At 69.9% G+C, this 15,499-nt stretch carries 15 protein-coding genes; 10 read left to right on the top strand and 5 right to left on the bottom strand.

Translation table 11 applies throughout. From position 1 onward, the window contains the following. Nucleotides 1–17: 17 nt before the first annotated feature. The 3 genes from QUC20_RS00985 to QUC20_RS00975 form a co-directional block, all read right to left on the bottom strand. A complete protein-coding gene (locus QUC20_RS00985; RefSeq protein WP_289330651.1) occupies nucleotides 18–3,461 on the bottom strand; it encodes an efflux RND transporter permease subunit in 3,444 nt (1,147 codons plus the stop codon). Nucleotides 3,462–3,582: 121 nt separating this feature from the next. After that, nucleotides 3,583–3,969 carry a fluoride efflux transporter FluC gene (locus QUC20_RS00980; protein ID WP_259455282.1) on the bottom strand — a complete coding sequence of 129 codons (387 nt, stop codon included), beginning with the start codon at nucleotides 3,967–3,969 and terminating at the stop codon, nucleotides 3,583–3,585. Continuing rightward, entirely contained in the window at nucleotides 3,966–4,370 is a 405-nt protein-coding gene (locus tag QUC20_RS00975) for a fluoride efflux transporter FluC (RefSeq protein WP_259455283.1), read from the bottom strand. The genes QUC20_RS00980 and QUC20_RS00975 overlap by 4 nt, the downstream gene beginning before the upstream one ends. A gap of 116 nt (nucleotides 4,371–4,486) precedes the next feature. Here QUC20_RS00975 and QUC20_RS00970 point away from each other — a divergent pair, with 116 nt between their 5' ends. The 8 genes from QUC20_RS00970 (at nucleotide 4,487) to QUC20_RS00935 (ending at nucleotide 12,537) form a co-directional block, all read left to right on the top strand. Beyond that, on the top strand, nucleotides 4,487–6,208 hold the full coding sequence (locus QUC20_RS00970; RefSeq protein WP_289330650.1) for a dihydroxyacetone kinase family protein: 1,722 nt from the start codon (nucleotides 4,487–4,489) through the stop codon (nucleotides 6,206–6,208). 1 nt (nucleotide 6,209) lies between these two features. Then, nucleotides 6,210–6,665 (top strand): ribose-5-phosphate isomerase, encoded by a 456-nt coding sequence (locus QUC20_RS00965; protein ID WP_120263772.1) that lies wholly within the window; start codon nucleotides 6,210–6,212, stop codon nucleotides 6,663–6,665. Between the two features lie 10 nt (nucleotides 6,666–6,675). Beyond that, a complete protein-coding gene (locus tag QUC20_RS00960; protein WP_289330649.1) occupies nucleotides 6,676–7,416 on the top strand; it encodes a triose-phosphate isomerase family protein in 741 nt (246 codons plus the stop codon). Nucleotides 7,417–7,447: 31 nt separating this feature from the next. After that, nucleotides 7,448–8,170, top strand: a complete 723-nt coding sequence (locus QUC20_RS00955) for a GntR family transcriptional regulator (RefSeq protein WP_120263774.1) — start codon at nucleotides 7,448–7,450, stop codon at nucleotides 8,168–8,170. A gap of 93 nt (nucleotides 8,171–8,263) precedes the next feature. Then, on the top strand, nucleotides 8,264–9,211 hold the full coding sequence (locus QUC20_RS00950) for a sugar phosphate isomerase/epimerase family protein (protein WP_120263775.1): 948 nt from the start codon (nucleotides 8,264–8,266) through the stop codon (nucleotides 9,209–9,211). A 23-nt stretch (nucleotides 9,212–9,234) separates the two neighbouring features. Next, nucleotides 9,235–10,206 carry a 3-hydroxyacyl-CoA dehydrogenase family protein gene (locus QUC20_RS00945; RefSeq protein ID WP_289330648.1) on the top strand — a complete coding sequence of 324 codons (972 nt, stop codon included), beginning with the start codon at nucleotides 9,235–9,237 and terminating at the stop codon, nucleotides 10,204–10,206. Between the two features lie 11 nt (nucleotides 10,207–10,217). Then, nucleotides 10,218–10,988, top strand: a complete 771-nt coding sequence (locus QUC20_RS00940) for an SDR family NAD(P)-dependent oxidoreductase (protein WP_120263777.1) — start codon at nucleotides 10,218–10,220, stop codon at nucleotides 10,986–10,988. Nucleotides 10,989–11,142: 154 nt separating this feature from the next. Further along, entirely contained in the window at nucleotides 11,143–12,537 is a 1,395-nt protein-coding gene (locus QUC20_RS00935; RefSeq protein WP_289330647.1) for an MFS transporter, read from the top strand. Between the two features lie 78 nt (nucleotides 12,538–12,615). Here the strand turns inward: QUC20_RS00935 and QUC20_RS00930 are convergent, their stop codons facing one another. Both QUC20_RS00930 and QUC20_RS00925 read right to left on the bottom strand, forming a co-directional pair. Next, complete coding sequence (locus QUC20_RS00930; protein ID WP_289330646.1) at nucleotides 12,616–13,578, bottom strand: DNA topoisomerase IB; 963 nt, start codon at nucleotides 13,576–13,578, stop codon at nucleotides 12,616–12,618. Nucleotide 13,579: 1 nt separating this feature from the next. Then, on the bottom strand, nucleotides 13,580–13,849 hold the full coding sequence (locus QUC20_RS00925; RefSeq protein ID WP_120263779.1) for a DUF7218 family protein: 270 nt from the start codon (nucleotides 13,847–13,849) through the stop codon (nucleotides 13,580–13,582). 317 nt (nucleotides 13,850–14,166) lie between these two features. Between QUC20_RS00925 and QUC20_RS00920 the strand changes: the two genes are divergently transcribed. After that, nucleotides 14,167–14,331, top strand: coding sequence for a hypothetical protein (locus QUC20_RS00920; protein WP_023953086.1), 165 nt, complete (start codon nucleotides 14,167–14,169; stop codon nucleotides 14,329–14,331). Nucleotides 14,332–14,537: 206 nt separating this feature from the next. Then, the gene (locus tag QUC20_RS00915; protein ID WP_289330645.1) at nucleotides 14,538–15,497 is read left to right on the top strand and encodes a DUF4097 family beta strand repeat-containing protein; all 960 of its coding nucleotides are present in this window, start codon (nucleotides 14,538–14,540) and stop codon (nucleotides 15,495–15,497) included. The last annotated feature ends 2 nt before the right edge of the window (nucleotides 15,498–15,499 follow it).

The following is a 15,499-nucleotide window of genomic DNA, read 5'->3' as shown; positions in this document are numbered from 1 at the left end:
CCCGAGACGTGCCGCAATCAGGCCAGACGACGGCGACGGGGTCCGCGAGAGGGCCCGGGGATGCGCTGAGCCTGACGACGGGACGGCCCAGCCCCCGGCACATCCGATTCCACAGCGCGACCGGCACTGGTATCGGCGTCGGCCCCGGCGTGGTCGTCAGCCGCGACGGGGATGACGAGATGCGTCGGCGCGTCGGTCGAGCCGTCCACCGGCACGACGAGGTGGGTGGGCTCGGCCGTCGCGGCCTCGGCGAGGCGCCGCTGGCGACGAGTCATCGGGGCCGTACCAGCCGCACCGGCGCCGGCAGCCAAACCAGCACCATCACCAGCCCCGGCCCCCGCAGCACCCGCACCCACCGCACCATCCGCACCCGCGTCCCCGCGGCGCCGCGCCTCACGGCGCTCGCGTGCGCCCTCGACGAGGTTGTACAGGGTCGGCAGCACGAGCAGGGTCAGCAGCGTCGACGAGATGAGCCCGCCGATGACGACGATCGCCAGCGGCTGCGAGATGAACCCGCCGTGCCCGGTGATCCCGAGGCCCATGGGCGTCAGGGCGAAGATCGTCGCGAGCGCGGTCATGAGGATCGGTCGCAGACGACGCGATCCTCCGGCCATGGTCGCGTCGTGGGCCGACAGCCCCTTCTCGCGGTACTGGTTGACCAGGTCGATGAGCACGATCGCGTTGGTCACGACGATGCCGATGAGCATCAGCACGCCGATGAGCGACGCGACGCCCAGCGGCACCCCCGTCGCGATCTGCAGCAGGATCGCGCCGGTCGCCGCGAACGGCACCGAGATCAGCAGCAGCAGGGGCTGTCGCAGCGACTTGAAAGTCGCGACCATCACGATGTAGACGATGAGGATGGCGGCGAGCGCGGCGAGTCCGAGCTGCCCGAAGGCATCCTGCTGCTGCGTCAGCACACCGCCGATCTCGGCATCCGCGCCCTGCGGCAGCTCGACGGCGTCGAGCGCGTCGGAGACCACAGCGGATGCCGCGTTGAGGTCGTCGCCCGCGGGGGTGACGGTGACCGTGGCGGTGCGCTGACCACGCTGGGTCGTGATCGAGGTCGGCCCCTCGCTCTGCTCGACGGTGGCGACGTCCTGCAGCGGGATGGGCCCGCCGGCGGTCGGGATCGTGAGCTGCCGCAGCTCGTCGATCGACGCGGGCGCTTGCGACGCCGCGAGGTAGACCGTGAGCGAGGTGTCGTCGATCTCGACGGTGCCGATCGACTGCGGTTGCATCGTGCCCGAGACGATGCCTCCCACCGCGACCTCCGACAGGCCGCGGGATGCCGCCGCGTCGCGGTCGACGGTCACGGCGATGTAGGGCAACGAGGCCGAGAGGTTGGACGTGACCTGGCTGACGCCGTCGGCATCCTGCAGCGACGCGACGACGGCGTCGGTCGCTTCGCTCAGCGCTGTCTGGTCGGGCGCGGTCACGTCGATCTCGATGTCGCTCGAGCCGAATCCGCCGCCACCCGCGGCGATCTGGATGTCGCCGACGCCCTCGAGGTCGGCCACGGCACGCTGCACGCGATCGCGCACGTCGAGCTGGTCGGCCGAGCTGTCGGTTGTGATCGAGTAGGTCACTCCGCCGCCCCCGCCAGAGAAGGCGTCGCGCAGCTGTGATCCGGACGAGCCGATCGACACCTGCACGGCGTCGATGCCCTCGAGCCCGGTGATCGCGTCTTCGACGCGCTGCGCGGCGGCGTCCTCGGCCTCGAGGGATGCCGCCGGCCCGAGCGTCTGCGTCATGGTGAAGGTGTTCTGACCCGAGTCGCCGAGGAAGTTCGTCTTCATCAGCGGCACAGCGGCCAGGGTGCCGCCCAGCACGAGGACGGCCAGCACGAGCGTGACGGCCGAGTGGCGGAGGGTCCAGCGGAGGATCGGGAGGTAGGCCTTCTGCAGCCGCGACGGCGGCGCCTCGGGGTCTTCGGGGTCGATGCGGCGGCCGTCGGGCGTGGTGACGGGCTTGCCCGGACGGAGGAACCAGTACGCGAGCACCGGCACGATCGTCAACGAGACGAACAGCGACGCCGACATCGCGATGGTCACGGTCAGGGCGAACGGGCGGAACAGCTCGCCGGTCAGGTCGCCGACGAAGGCGATCGGCAGGAACACGGCGACGGTGGTGATCGTCGACGCCGTGATGGCGGCGGCCACCTCTCGGACGGCCAGGGTGATGGCGGCGAGCTTGTCGGCGCCCTCGACGTAGTGCCGTTTGATGTTCTCGATGACGACGATCGAGTCGTCGACGACGCGGCCGATGGCGATCGTGAGCGCACCGAGGGTCAGGATGTTGAGCGAGTAGCCGAACGCCTGGATGCCGACGAAGGTGATGAGCACGCTCGTGGGGATCGAGATCGCGGTCACGATCGTCGAGCGCACCGACAGCAGGAAGACGAGGATCACGAGCACCGCGAACACGAGGCCGAGCAGGCCTTCCTGCGCGAGAGCCTCGATCGACTGCTCGATGAACGGAGCCTGGTCGAAGACGACGGTGAACTGGGCGTCGCCGCCGAGGTCGTCCTCGAGCGCGGGGAGGGCGTCGAGCACGCCGCGCGACACGTCGACGGTGTTGGCGGCGGGCAGCTTGGTGACCGCGATGGTCAGCGCCGGCTCGCCGTCGACACGCGAGATGGAGGTGACCGGTGACGGTTCCTGCGCGACGGTGGCGACGTCGCCGATCGTGGTCGTGCCCCCGGCGAGCTGCGCGGCATCCGTCGGCACGAGCGGCAGCGCCGACAGCTCGTCGACCGAGGCGATCTTCGCGCCGGTCTGCACGGTCAGCGACTGGTCGCCCTCGGTGATCTCGCCACCGGGGAAGAGCACCCCGTTCTGGTCGAGCGCGTCACGGATGGCCTGCTGCGTGAAGCCGGCCTCGGCGAGCGCGGTCTGGTCGGGGGTGATCGTGATGCGCTCGACACGGCCGCCGACGACCTGTGCGGCGTTGACGCCGTCGACGTCTTCGAGGTCGGGGATGACCGTGCTCTCGAGGCGGGCCTGCACCGATTCGGCGTCGTCGTAGCCGGTGACCGCCAGCTGGATCACGGGCAGGTCGTCGAGCGAGAAGCTCAGCACGTTCGGGGTGACCCCGTCGGGCAGCTGGCTGTCGATGCGGTTGATGGCCTGCAGGATCTTCTGCTCGGCGGTCGCCAGGTCGGTGCCGTAGGTGAACGACGCCTGGATGATCGAGGCGTTCGTCGAGCTGGTCGCCGTCGTCGACTCGAGCCCGGGAACACCCTGGATCGCGGTCTCGATGGGGGTCGAGACATCGGTGTTGACGACTTCGGGCGAGGCGCCGGGGTAGGTCGTGACCACGGAGAGCTGGGGCAGCTCGATCGAGGGGATGAGCTCTTGCTTGAGGTTCGTGAGTGCGAGCCCGCCGAACACCGCGGCGACGATCGTGATGAGCGCGATCAGAGCGCGGTTCTTCAGGCTGAGGACGGCGAGTTTCGACACGGGTTCCCTCGGGCGCACCGGACCGGCGCAGGTAGGTGTGATGCAGGCGAACGCGACGCGCTCGTCGATACATGGATGTATCGACTTCAGTATCCCACGCGGTCGCGGGCGGAGCGTGGGCTCAGCCTGGGAGCAATCCCCCGATGACGATGCCGATCGCCGCAGCGATGACGGCCATCGCGAAGGTGCCGACCAGGTTCACGACCGCCCAGTCGCGCCGCCCACGCCGCATCAGCTGGATCGTCTCGACCGACACCGTGCTGAACGTCGTGTATCCGCCCAGCAGGCCGATGCCGAGAACGGCCAGCCAGTCGGGCGCGACGAGCGTGCCGAGTCCGGTCAGGAGCCCGAGCAGCCCGGACCCCGTGACGTTGATCACCAGGATGCCGACGGGGAAGGCGTCGCGCCGCCCCCGCATGAGCACGACGTCGAGGACGTAGCGGATGCCGGCCCCCAGGCCGCCTGCGACGATGAGGCCCACGAGCATCCCGGCGCTCACCCCGTTCATGCGGCATCCGTTTCGGGGCGGGTGCCGAGGGCGAGTCCGAGTGCCGCGGCGACGAGACCCCCGACGAGGCTGACCGCGATGAGGGCGAGTCCGACGATCGGCGCGGCGGTGGCGACCTGGATCGATTGCACGGCGAAGGCGCTGTAGGTGGTGAAACCGCCGAGCACGCCGGTGCCGGCGAACGCGCGGAGCCGTGGCCGGGTGGCAGCCCACCGGCCCGCGACGATGCCGAGCAGGAACGATCCGAGCAGATTGCAGCCGAGCGTGACCGCGGGCACCGCGAGCGGGTGCGCCCATCCCGTGAACGGAAGGGTGAACGCGGCGCGCACGGCGACGCCGACCGCACCGCCGATCACGACGAGGATCAGCGTGAGCGGCGAGATGCGCGCCCGCTCGACCACGTCGCCACCGTAGACCCGGCGGCCGATCGGCGGATGCCGCCACTCCGGGTCGCACCTCGGCTCATTTCCTATAGGATCGACGAAAGGTTCGCTCCCCCATCGCAGAGGAGAACGCAATGACGCGTCTGTTCAACGACCCCGACGAGTTCGTCGAGGATTCCGTCGCCGGTTTCGTCGCGGCATCCGCCCGGTGGGTCCGCCCCGTCACGGGAGGCGTCGTCCGCTCGACCCGCGGCGCAGAGCCGACGGTCGCTGTCGTCGTGGGGGGCGGCAGCGGCCACTACCCCGCGTTCGCCGGGCTCGTCGGTCCGGGCCTCGCGCACGGCGCGGTGATGGGCAACGTGTTCGCGTCGCCCTCGGCGCACCAGGTGCGCTCCGTCGCGAAGGCCGCCCACGAGGGCCGCGGCGTGCTGCTCAGCTACGGCAACTACGCCGGCGACGTCCTGCACTTCACGCAGGCCCAAGACCGCCTTCGCGATTCCGGCGTCGACTGCCGCACCGTGACGGTCACCGACGACATCTCCAGCGCGCCGGCGCACGAGCGCGAGAAGCGGCGCGGCATCGCCGGCGACCTCGTCGTCTTCAAGATCGCCGGCGCAGCCGCGGAGGAGGGCCTCGATCTCGACGACGTCGAGCGCCTCGCGCGGCTGGCCAACGACCGCACCCGCTCGCTCGGCGTCGCGTTCGGCGGCTGCACCCTGCCCGGCGCGACCGAGCCGCTCTTCACGGTGCCGGAGGGCCGCATGGCGGTCGGCCTCGGCATCCACGGCGAGCCCGGCATCGACGAGGTCGACATCCCCACCGCCGCCGAGCTCGCGCAGCTGCTGGTCGAGCGACTCCTCGCGGAGCGGCCCGACGACGCGACGGCGAACCGCGTGGTGCCGATCCTGAACGGACTCGGCTCGGTGAAGTACGAAGAGCTCTACGTCGTGTACGCGGCGGTCGACCGCCTGCTCACCGAAGCGGGGGTCGAGGTCGTCTCCCCCGAGGTCGGCGAGTTCTGCACGAGCTTCGACATGGCGGGCGTCTCGCTCACTCTGCTGTGGCTCGACGACGAGCTCGACCGGCTGTGGCACGCCTCGTGCGACACCCCCGCGTTCCGTCGCGGCTCGGTGGACGGCCGGGTCGCGGTGACGGCCGTCGCCGACGACGAGGCCGATGAAACCGAGGCGATCGGGCCGGCGTCAGAGGAGTCGCGCCGCGCGGCCGCCGTCGTCGCCCGCGCCCTCGAGGCCATCGCGGCGATGCTCGACGACCAGGCCGATGAGCTCGGACGCATCGACCGCATCGCGGGCGACGGCGACCACGGCATCGGGATGCAGCGCGGCAGCCGCGCCGCCGCGCACGCGGCATCCCGGGCCATCGCCGCCGGTGCGGGCGCGCGGACGGCATTGCAGCACGCCGGCGACGCGTGGGCCGACAAGGGCGGCGGCACGTCGGGCGCGATCTGGGGCGAGATGCTCCTCGACCTCGGCGCGGCCCTCGGCGACGACGACGCGGTCGATGCCGAGATCCTGTCGGCCGGCGTCGGACGCATGAAGGATGCCGTGATGTCGTTCGGCAAGGCCACGGTGGGCGACAAGACGATGATCGACGCGATCGTGCCGTTCGCCGACACGCTCCGCGACCGGCTCGCCCAGGGCGATGCCCTGCTCGACGCCTGGGAGACAGCCGCCGACGCCGCACAGGCCGCCGCTCAGGCGACCGCCCAGCTCACCGCCCGGCTCGGTCGAGCCCGTACCCACGGCGACCGGAGCCTCGGCACCCCCGACCCCGGTGCGATCTCTTTCGCACTGGTCACCCGCACGGTTCTCGATGTCCTGAAGGAGGACGCCTGACATGGCACTGCGACTGATCGTCGGCTCGGATGACGCCGGCTTCGAGTACAAGGAACGCATCAAGGCCGACCTGGAGGCGAACCCCCTGGTCGCCGAAGTGATCGATGTCGGCGTGGACGCCGACAGCCACACCAACTACCCCGCGGTCGCCACCGCGGCCGCCGAGCGGGTGCGCGACGGCGAGGCCGATCGCGCGATCCTCATCTGCGGCACCGGGCTCGGTGTCGCGATCGCCGCGAACAAGGTCACCGGCATCCGCGCGGTCACGGCGCACGACTCCTACTCGGTCGAGCGGTCGATCCTCTCGAACGACGCGCAGGTGCTGTGCATGGGCCAGCGCGTCGTCGGGATCGAGCTGGCGCGACGTCTGGCTGCGGAATGGCTGACCTACACCTTCGACACCTCGAGCGCCTCGGCCGAGAAGGTGCGCGAGATCTGCGCGTACGAAGAGGGGTGAGGACCGCCCGATGATCATCGGTGCGAGCCTCAAGACCTATTTCTCGCACGCCCGCACGCTGACCTGGGTGTCGGCGGTCGCGGCGATCCTCGACGACCATCCCGCCCGTGACCGGGTCACCGCCTTCGTCGCACCTCAATTCCCCTCGATCCCCGGCGCGCTCGAGCTCGCAGGACGTCTGGCGGTCGGGGCGCAGGACATCGCCGTTCACGATGTCGGCGCCTACACCGGCGAGGTCTCGGGAGCGGTGCTCGCCGAGCTCGGATGCCGCTACGCCGAGGTCGGCCATGCCGAACGTCGCCGGATGTTCGGCGAGACCGAGACCGTGGTGTCGGCCAAGACCCACGCAGCTCTCCGGAACGGCCTCATCCCGGTCGTCTGCGTCGGCGAGGACGACGAGGCGGGGATCGACGCCGCGATCGCCACGTGCGCCGACCAGGTGCGCAGCGCCCTCGCGGACGCCGACGATGCGGGCGTGCGCGGGGCGGTCGTCGTCGCCTACGAGCCGCTGTGGGCGATCGGCGCTCCGGCACCTGCGACGCCCGACCACATCCGCGCGGTCTGCTCGGGCCTGCGAGCCCAGTCCGGCATTGTCGATCGCGAGGTCTCGATCATCTACGGCGGCAGCGCAGGACCAGGACTGCTCTCGCAGATCTCCGACGACGTCGACGGCCTCTTCCTCGGCCGGTTCGCGCACGACCCGCGCGCAGTTCGTGACATCCTCGATGAGGTGGACGCCCTCTCGGGGTGAGGCGCGCGCCGTGCGAACCGGAAGAGGGACGATGACCGCATCACGGGACGGCAACCTGCGGGGACTCGATGCGACGATCGAGCGTCGAGGACTGCGCGACCACGTCTACGAGCGCATTCTCCAGCTGCTGCTGAGCGGCGAGGCGGTCCCGGGCCGCCGGCTGTCGATCGACACGATCGCGCGTCAGCTCGACGTGTCGCAGACCCCGGTGCGCGAAGCGCTCGTCCAGCTCGAGCGCACCGGTCTGGTCACGCGTGAGGCGCTGCGCGGTTACCGCGTCGCCCCGCCCCTCGGACTCGATCAGCTGCGCGAGCTCTTCGACGCCCGGATCATGCTCGAGACCCACGCCACGCGTCTCGCGACACCCGCCTCGGACGAGATGCTCGACGAGCTCCGTGCCGCGGAGGAGGAGCATCGCAGCATCGGCAAGCGTGTCATCGAGGCCCTGAGCGCGGGCACCCCCGACCTCGAGCTGACCGCGGCCTACTTCGTCGCCGACGCGGCGTTTCACCGCGTCGTGTTCGATCACTGCGGCAATCGATACCTGACGGAGATGTCCGAGACCCTCGGAGCCCAGCTGCACCGGATGCGGCAGTCGGTCCGGCATGGCGTGACGGACGTGCGCGAGGCGATCGCCGAGCATGAGGCGCTCGTCGACGCCTTCGCCACCGACGACCCCGACGCCCCGGAGCGGTCGATGCTGCACCACCTCGAGCAGGTGCGCCAGCGATCGCTCGGGCTCGAACAAGCCTGACGTCGTCGCCCGGAATTCGCTCTTGCAGCGTTCTCTATTTCCTATAGGATCTACGGGAGTCCTCGACCGGACCCGCTCGCCAATGGAGTCGTCATGAATGCACCGTCGCACCCGTCCGCCCCTACGCCCGGCCCGATCGCCGTCTGCATGCACGGTTTCGCACCGGTCGCCGCAGACGGGACGCGTCTGCACGACGCCGACGCCGAGACCTGGAACGACGTGTTCTCGCAGGTCGAACGGCTCGGCTTCACCGCGGTCGAGATCGCGGACAGCCACATCCGCCCGTCCGAACTGACCGCATCCCGCCGCGCGGAGCTGAAGTCGATCGCGACGAGCCACGGCGTCGAGCTCGTCTCGGTGCACGTGCAGCGACAGAGCGTCATCCAGCCGGGCAAGGGTGAAGAGAATCTCGCATACGCGCACCGCGCCATCGATGCGGCCGCCGAGCTCGGCATGAGCGTGTTCTCGACGGGACTCCACCAGCCCTTCAGCGACGCGCAGCGCGCCGCGCTGTGGTTCTGGACGGCCCCGGGCCCCGTCGACCCGGACGACGCCGACACCCGCGCGCTCGCGGTCCGGCGCCTGCGCGAACTGGGCGAGCACGCGGCATCCGTCGGCCTGCCGATGTCGCTCGAGATGTACGAGGACACCTATCTCGGCACCGCCGACAGCGCCGTGCGCCTCATCGAGGAGATCGGGCTCGACAACGTCGGCCTCAACCCCGACATCGGCAACCTCGTGCGCCTGCACCGCCCCATCGAGGACTGGCGCGAGATGCACGAGAAGACCCTGCCGTACGCCAACTACTGGCACATGAAGAACTACGCACGCGACGAGTCCGCCGACGGCAGCTGGCAGACCTCGACGCCGACGAGCATGGAGCTCGGCCTCATCAACTACCGGGCGATGGTCGCCCGCGCGCTCGAACTCGGGTTCCGCGGCCCCTTCCTCATGGAGCAGTACGGCGGCGACAGCCTCGGCGTCTGCGCCCGCAACCGCGACTACCTGACCTCCCTGCTTCCGGCGACCGCCGGAGCCTGACCGACACCGACGAGGAGAACGTCATGACCGAGAACGAACGCCCCGTGTACGCGGTGGTGGGAAGCGGCTACATGGGCGGCGGCATCGCGCAGTCGCTCGCCCTGTCCGGCGCCGACGTGCGCATCGCCGACGTCGACATCGACGTCGCCCGAGGCAACCGCGACCGCCTCATCGCCGAGGCCGCGCAGTTCGCCGCCGACGGGCTCTTCCCCGCCGACGCCGACGCTGTCATCGCCGACCGCGTCACCGCCATGACGATCGAGGATGCCGTCGCCGGCGCGTCCTTCATCGAAGAGGCCGTGCCCGAAAAGATCGAGATCAAGCACGCGACCCTCCGCCGCATCTCGGCGGCGGCAGCGCCCGACGCGATCATCGGCAGCAACACCTCGACGATCCTCATCGGGCGTCTCGCCGAGGCCGCGACGAACCCCGGCCGGTTCCTCGGCGTGCACTTCTCCAACCCCGCCCCCTTCATCCCGGGCGTCGAGCTGATCCCCCACGCCGGCACGGACGAGGCCGCGCTCCCCGTCGTCGAGGCCATCGTCGCCGCGACGGGCAAGGAGACCGCGCGGGTCAAGGATGCCACCGGGTTCGTGCTCAACCGCCTGCAGTACGCGCTCTTCCACGAGGCGACCCAACTGGTGGAGGAGGGCGTGGCCACTCCCGAGGACATCGACACCATCGTCCGCACGACCTTCGGCTTCCGCCTGCCGTTCTTCGGACCCTTCGCGATCGCCGACATGGCCGGACTCGACGTGTACGCGTTCTGCTACGCGTCGCTGCAGACCGAGTTCCCCGAGCGGTTCGCGACGCCGCCCATCCTCGATCAGCTCGTGTCGGCCGGCAAGCTCGGCACGAAGTCGGGCGCCGGCTTCCTCGACGTGCCCGCCGAGCGCACGCCGGAGCTCATCGCTTACCGCAACAAGGCGTACGTCGCGATGAAGAAGCTCATCGACGAGCTCGGCCCCGCCCCGATCCACCCCGCACAGGACTGAGAGAACCCGCCATGGCATCCGCCTTCCCCGCTGAACGCACCGTCATCCTGACCGGCGCCGCGAGCCCCCGGGGCATCGGCCGCACGACCGCCTTCCACCTGGCCGAGCGCGGCTGGCACATCGGCATCGTCGACGTCGACGCGCAGGCCGCCGAGCGGACCGCCGCCGAGGTTGCCGAGGCCCACGGCGTTCGGGCCGTCGGCGTCGGGGCGAACGTGGCCGACCGCGAGCAGGCCGTCGCCGCGATCGACGCGCTCGAGGCGTCGCTGCCGCAGATCGTCGCCCTCGTGAACTTCGCGGGCGTCTCATCACCCGTGCCGTACCTCGAAGTCACCCCCGAGGAATGGCACCGCGTCGAATCGATCAACCTCGACGGCGTGCACTGGGTCACCCAGCGCGTTGCACGCACCCTCGTCACGAACGGCGTCGGCCGCCTGGTGGGCATCTCGTCCGTCTCGGCGCAGCGCGGCGGCGGCACCTTCTCGAAGACGCCCTACTCGGCGGCGAAGGCGGGGGTGATCGGTCTGATGCGCTCCGTCGCACGCGAGCTCGGACCGCTCGGCATCACGGCGAACGTCATCTCGCCGGGCCCGATCGACACCGACATCATGGGCGGCACGCTGACGGAGGAGCGCAAGACGGCGATGGCCGCCGACGGCGTCCTGCCTCGCATCGGCACGCCCACCGACATCGCCGCGGCCGTGGCGTATCTGATCAGCGAGGACGCGGGATTCGTGACGGGCCAGACCCTGAACGTCGACGGCGGCCTCTACATGCACTGAGGCTCCCGTGAACCGCAACTGGACGCGCGGACGCCTCGGGTTCCTGGCCATCGGGGTGATCTGCGTGGTCGTCGGCCTCGTCCTGATCATCCCCTCACTCGGCGGCTGAGCCGCCACCTCGTCACACCTCACACGAACTCGAAGGAGAGTCACTGTGTCCTCATCGGACTACGGTCCCGCGACGCGGGCCAACGTCACGGTCGCGAATGAGCTGCTGAGCAGCCCGCACCTGGCGAGCGGCATCAAGAAGGCCACCTACCGGCTCATGCCGATGCTCATCATCCTGTACTTCGTCGCGTTCCTCGACCGCACGAACGTCGGGTTCGCTGAATCCGCTCTCGAAGTCGACCGGGGCATCTCTGCGGGCGCGTACGCCCTCGGAGCCGGCATCTTCTTCATCGGATACGCGCTCTTCGAGATCCCCTCGAACCTGCTGCTCGACAAGTTCGGGGCGCGCTTCTGGCTCGCCCGTATCGCGGTGACGTGGGGAATCGTCGCCTCGCTGTTCGCCTTCGTCAACGGCGAGACCATGTTCATCGTGCTGCGCTTCCTGTTGGGCGTCACGGAGGCCGGTCTGTTCCCCGGCGTCATCATGTTCCTCGCGCAGTGGTTCCCCAACAAGCGCCGCGTGCAGATGTTCGCGCTGTTCTACCTGGCGCAGCCGTTCTCGCAGATGCTCGGCGCTCCCCTCTCGGGCGGCCTGATCAGCATCGGCGACCAGGTCACCCCGTGGGCCGGGTGGCAGGTGATGTTCTTCGTCGAGGGCATGATGGCCGTCGTCGCCGGTATCGCCGCGCTGTTCTTCCTCGTCGATTCGCCGCAGAAGGCGAAGTTCCTCGACGACGAGGAGAAGGCCGCGCTGAAGGCGGTGATGGAGCACGAAGACAGCGTGAAGGAGTCGGATGGTCCCCGCGGCATCGGCGCGGCGCTCATCAACTGGAAGGTCTGGTACTTCACCGTCATCTACTTCTGCCTGCAGATCGCGGTGTACGGCACGACGTTCTACCTGCCGCAGCAGGTGTCGAACCTGATCGGCCAGTCGGTCGGCTGGCAGGTCGGTCTGGTGTCGGCCATCCCGTGGGCGGTCGGCCTGTTCGCCTGCTACTACGTCGGCAAGCACGCCGACACCGTGCGCCGCCGTCGCGTCTGGGGTGCGCTGTTCTTCCTCGTGACGGGATCGGCCATCCTCGTGTCGGCGTGGGCCGGGGCCAACGGCCAGGGCCTGCTCGGCATCATCGCGATCACCGTCGCGGTCGCGGCGTTCCTGTCGACGGGCCCCATCACGTGGTCGTTCCCGACCTCGTTCCTCACCGGCGCCGCGGCCGCGGCCGGCATCGGCCTCATCAACTCCCTCGGCAACCTCGGCGGCTTCGTCGCCCCGATCATGCGCACGGGGATCAACGAGGCCGTCCCGACCGAGAGCGGAGCATGGGGCGTGGTGTCGCTCGGACTGTTCGCGTTCCTCGCCGCCGTCATGATGTGGGCGACCCGGTTCTTCAGCTCGAAGGCCGACGCGCTCCTGACCTCGGGAGAGACCACGCGCCGCTGACGCGTCGCGCTCTCTCGAACGGCCCGGCGTCGCCTCGTGCGACCCGGGCCGTTTCGGCGTTGCGCCGAGGCTGTACGGTCAGCCGAGGACGAGCGAACGGATGGCGGACTCGGGCGAGACCGTCGTGTCGAGCAGCATCCCCGACCGGTAGCGCTCGAACACGCGGGGGTCGATGTACGAGCTGCGGGCAACAGCGGGAGTGTTCCCCAGCGCCGTCGCGGCGGCGCGCACCGCTTCGACTTCAGCCTGATGGACAGCGCGAGCGGTCTCGGCGATGCCCATGCGAGCGAGAGCCTCCGCCGCGACGACGGTGCCGCGGAGGGTGCGGAAGTCCTTCGCGGTGAAAGGACCGCCCGTCAGCGCACGCACATACGCGTTGACGTCGTTCGGGGTGAGCGGCACCCGCCGCCGCTGCCGCTGCCATGCCAGCAGCGGCGACGACGGCCGCCCCTCGATCAGGAGCATGATCGCCGTGGCGAGATCGGGGTCGGGGATCTCGAGCGCCTGCCGCTGCCCGCTCTTGCCCGAGAAGGCCAGGCTGACGACGGCGTCGGCCACCGAAGCGTCGCGACGTCGAAGCGTCGTCAGTCCGCGGCTGCCGTGCTGAAGGAGGTAGCGCTGCGACCCGATCCGAAGCGCCGAGCGGTCGAGCAGTCGGAACGCCGCCGCCAGGACGCGCTCGCGGTCGAGGTCGGACCGCCGCAACGACGCGGTCGCCCGCGACCGGGCGCGCGGCAGCGACTCCGCGAGCTGGAGCGCTCGAGCGTACTTGCCCTTGTCGCGGCTGCGTGTCCAGTCCGGGTGGTAGATGTACTGACGGCGTCCCGCGTCGTCGGTGCCGACGACCTGGATGTGGCCCTGCGGATCCGCGCAGATCCACACGTCCTGCCAGGCCGGCGGGATGACGATCGTCCGGATGCGGGCGAGGTCGCGCCGGCCGATGGCCGCGCCCGCGGCATCCGTGTATCGGAACCCCTTGCCCGCGCGGATGCGGCGGATGCCGGCATCGACGTCGGGCCGGACCCGGACGAGCCGCGCCACCTCAGTGGTTGCGCAGCATCGAGATGATCTGCGCCTTCTTCTTGCCGGAGTAGCCCGAGATGCCGAGTTCCTTGGCGCGCTTCTTCAGATCGTCGACGGTCCAGTCCTCGTAGTCGCCGGACTGACCGCCCCGACTGCCGACCTTCTTGCGGCCGTCTCGGGCTGCGGCGTTCGAGATGCGCGCGGCCTTCTCTTTCGAGGCGCCGTCTTCGCGCAGCTCCTCGTACAGTTCGGGGTCTTTGAGACTGTTCGATCCGCGTCCTTGTGGCATGGCGGTCTCCCCTCTTCGTCAGGCCGAGATTACGACCGCCGCGAAGCTCCTCGCACGTGCTTGACAGGGGTTCGCGCGAGGGCGTAGCCGGTCCCCAAGCGCGAGCCGACGCGAATGGCACCACACCCGGCGCTGAAACGACCATTCGCGTCGGGTCAGCGGGCGGGCAGGGGTGCAGACGCGGATACCACCGGGGCGGATGCTGCGTCAAGGCCTCGGCGCTCACGCTCGGCATTCTCTAACGTTGCCTTCAGCCCTTCACGGGGCCGGAACGTCTCGCAGTGGGACGGACATTGGGAGACAGACAAGGAGCCCCCATGAACATCTTCCTCATCATCATCATCGTCGTTGCGATCGTGCTCGCGATCGTCAGTGGCCTGAACAGCGCCCTGAGCTGGCTGCTCTGGGTTGCCCTGATCGTCGGTGTGATCGCGCTCATCGCGTTCCTCTTCCGAGTGATCAGCGGCAACAAGCGCGTCTGACCGCCGCGCTGCGCGAACGCCTCCACCTGCGGGTGGGGGCGTTCTGCTTTTCCCGGGGAGGCGCCCGCCCTCCCTGCGAGAAGCCCCCGAACCCTCCGACGCGGCTCGGCACCCCTGGACGAATCGCGATATATCGTGTTATCTTCGCCACACGCGATATATCGCGAACCATTCGCGGCAACCGTCGCCTGACAAGAGGGAACGCCATGACACTGCAGAAATGGATCGTCCACCCCGACGAGACGCGGGTGATCGACATCGACGACATCCGCAAGCTCAAGGTGAGCATGGTCGGCGGGCAGATCGACATCGTCGCCCACGACGAACCCGGCGTCCGCATCGAGGTGCACGCCGTCACCGGCAAGGATCTGCGCATCGAGGCGACGGGCGACGTCGTCGAGATCGACCACCCGCAGCTGCGGTGGGACAACTTCACGCAGGTGTTCCGCAACTTCGGATCGTCCGGGCCGAAGGCCGAGATCAGCGTCGCCGTCCCCCGCGGCACCGACCTCACGCTCGGCGTCGTCAGTGCGAGCGCGCTCGTTTCCGGGCTCGAGGCCGACGCCCGCATCAACACCGTCTCCGGCGACATCATCGTCGACGGCATCACCGGCGACGTGAACGCCAACGCGGTCTCGGGCGACGTGCAGATCCGCGAGCTGACCGGAGCACTGACCGCGAAATCGGTGTCGGGCGACGTCGCAGCGATCGGCGCCCTTCGGGCCGCGGACGTCGACACCGTGTCCGGTGCCATGCTCGTCGACTCATCGGGACCGATCCAGTCGATCACGCTTCACACCGTCGGCGGCGACGCGACCGTGCGTCTCGACGAGAGCCTGCCCGCGAACTACCAGGTGCGGAGCGTCAGCGGGCGCGTGCTCATCGACGGGGTCGTGCGCTCGGGCCAGGGCGCCGGTCCGCTCACGAGCTTCACCGGTTCGACCGGCGAGCTCAGCGGTTCGTTCGTCGATGTCCGGACCAACTCGGTCTCCGGCGACCTGACGGTCCTGCGTCGGTCCGCCGCCGCGCCCGCCGATGTCACCTCAACGACCGCACCGGCGGTTTCGGGCGAAACGGATACCGCGACGCCGGCAGACTCCGCGCCGCCGACGGCCGTCGCCGCCCCGGTGACCGAAGACGACGTGCAGCGCCACGAGGAGCGCTGACC

Source organism: Microbacterium arborescens (assembly GCF_030369635.1).
Classification (GTDB): Bacteria; Actinomycetota; Actinomycetes; order Actinomycetales; family Microbacteriaceae; genus Microbacterium.
Note: the sequence above shows the minus strand (reverse complement) of the source record. Positions and strands in the feature narration are given on the sequence as shown.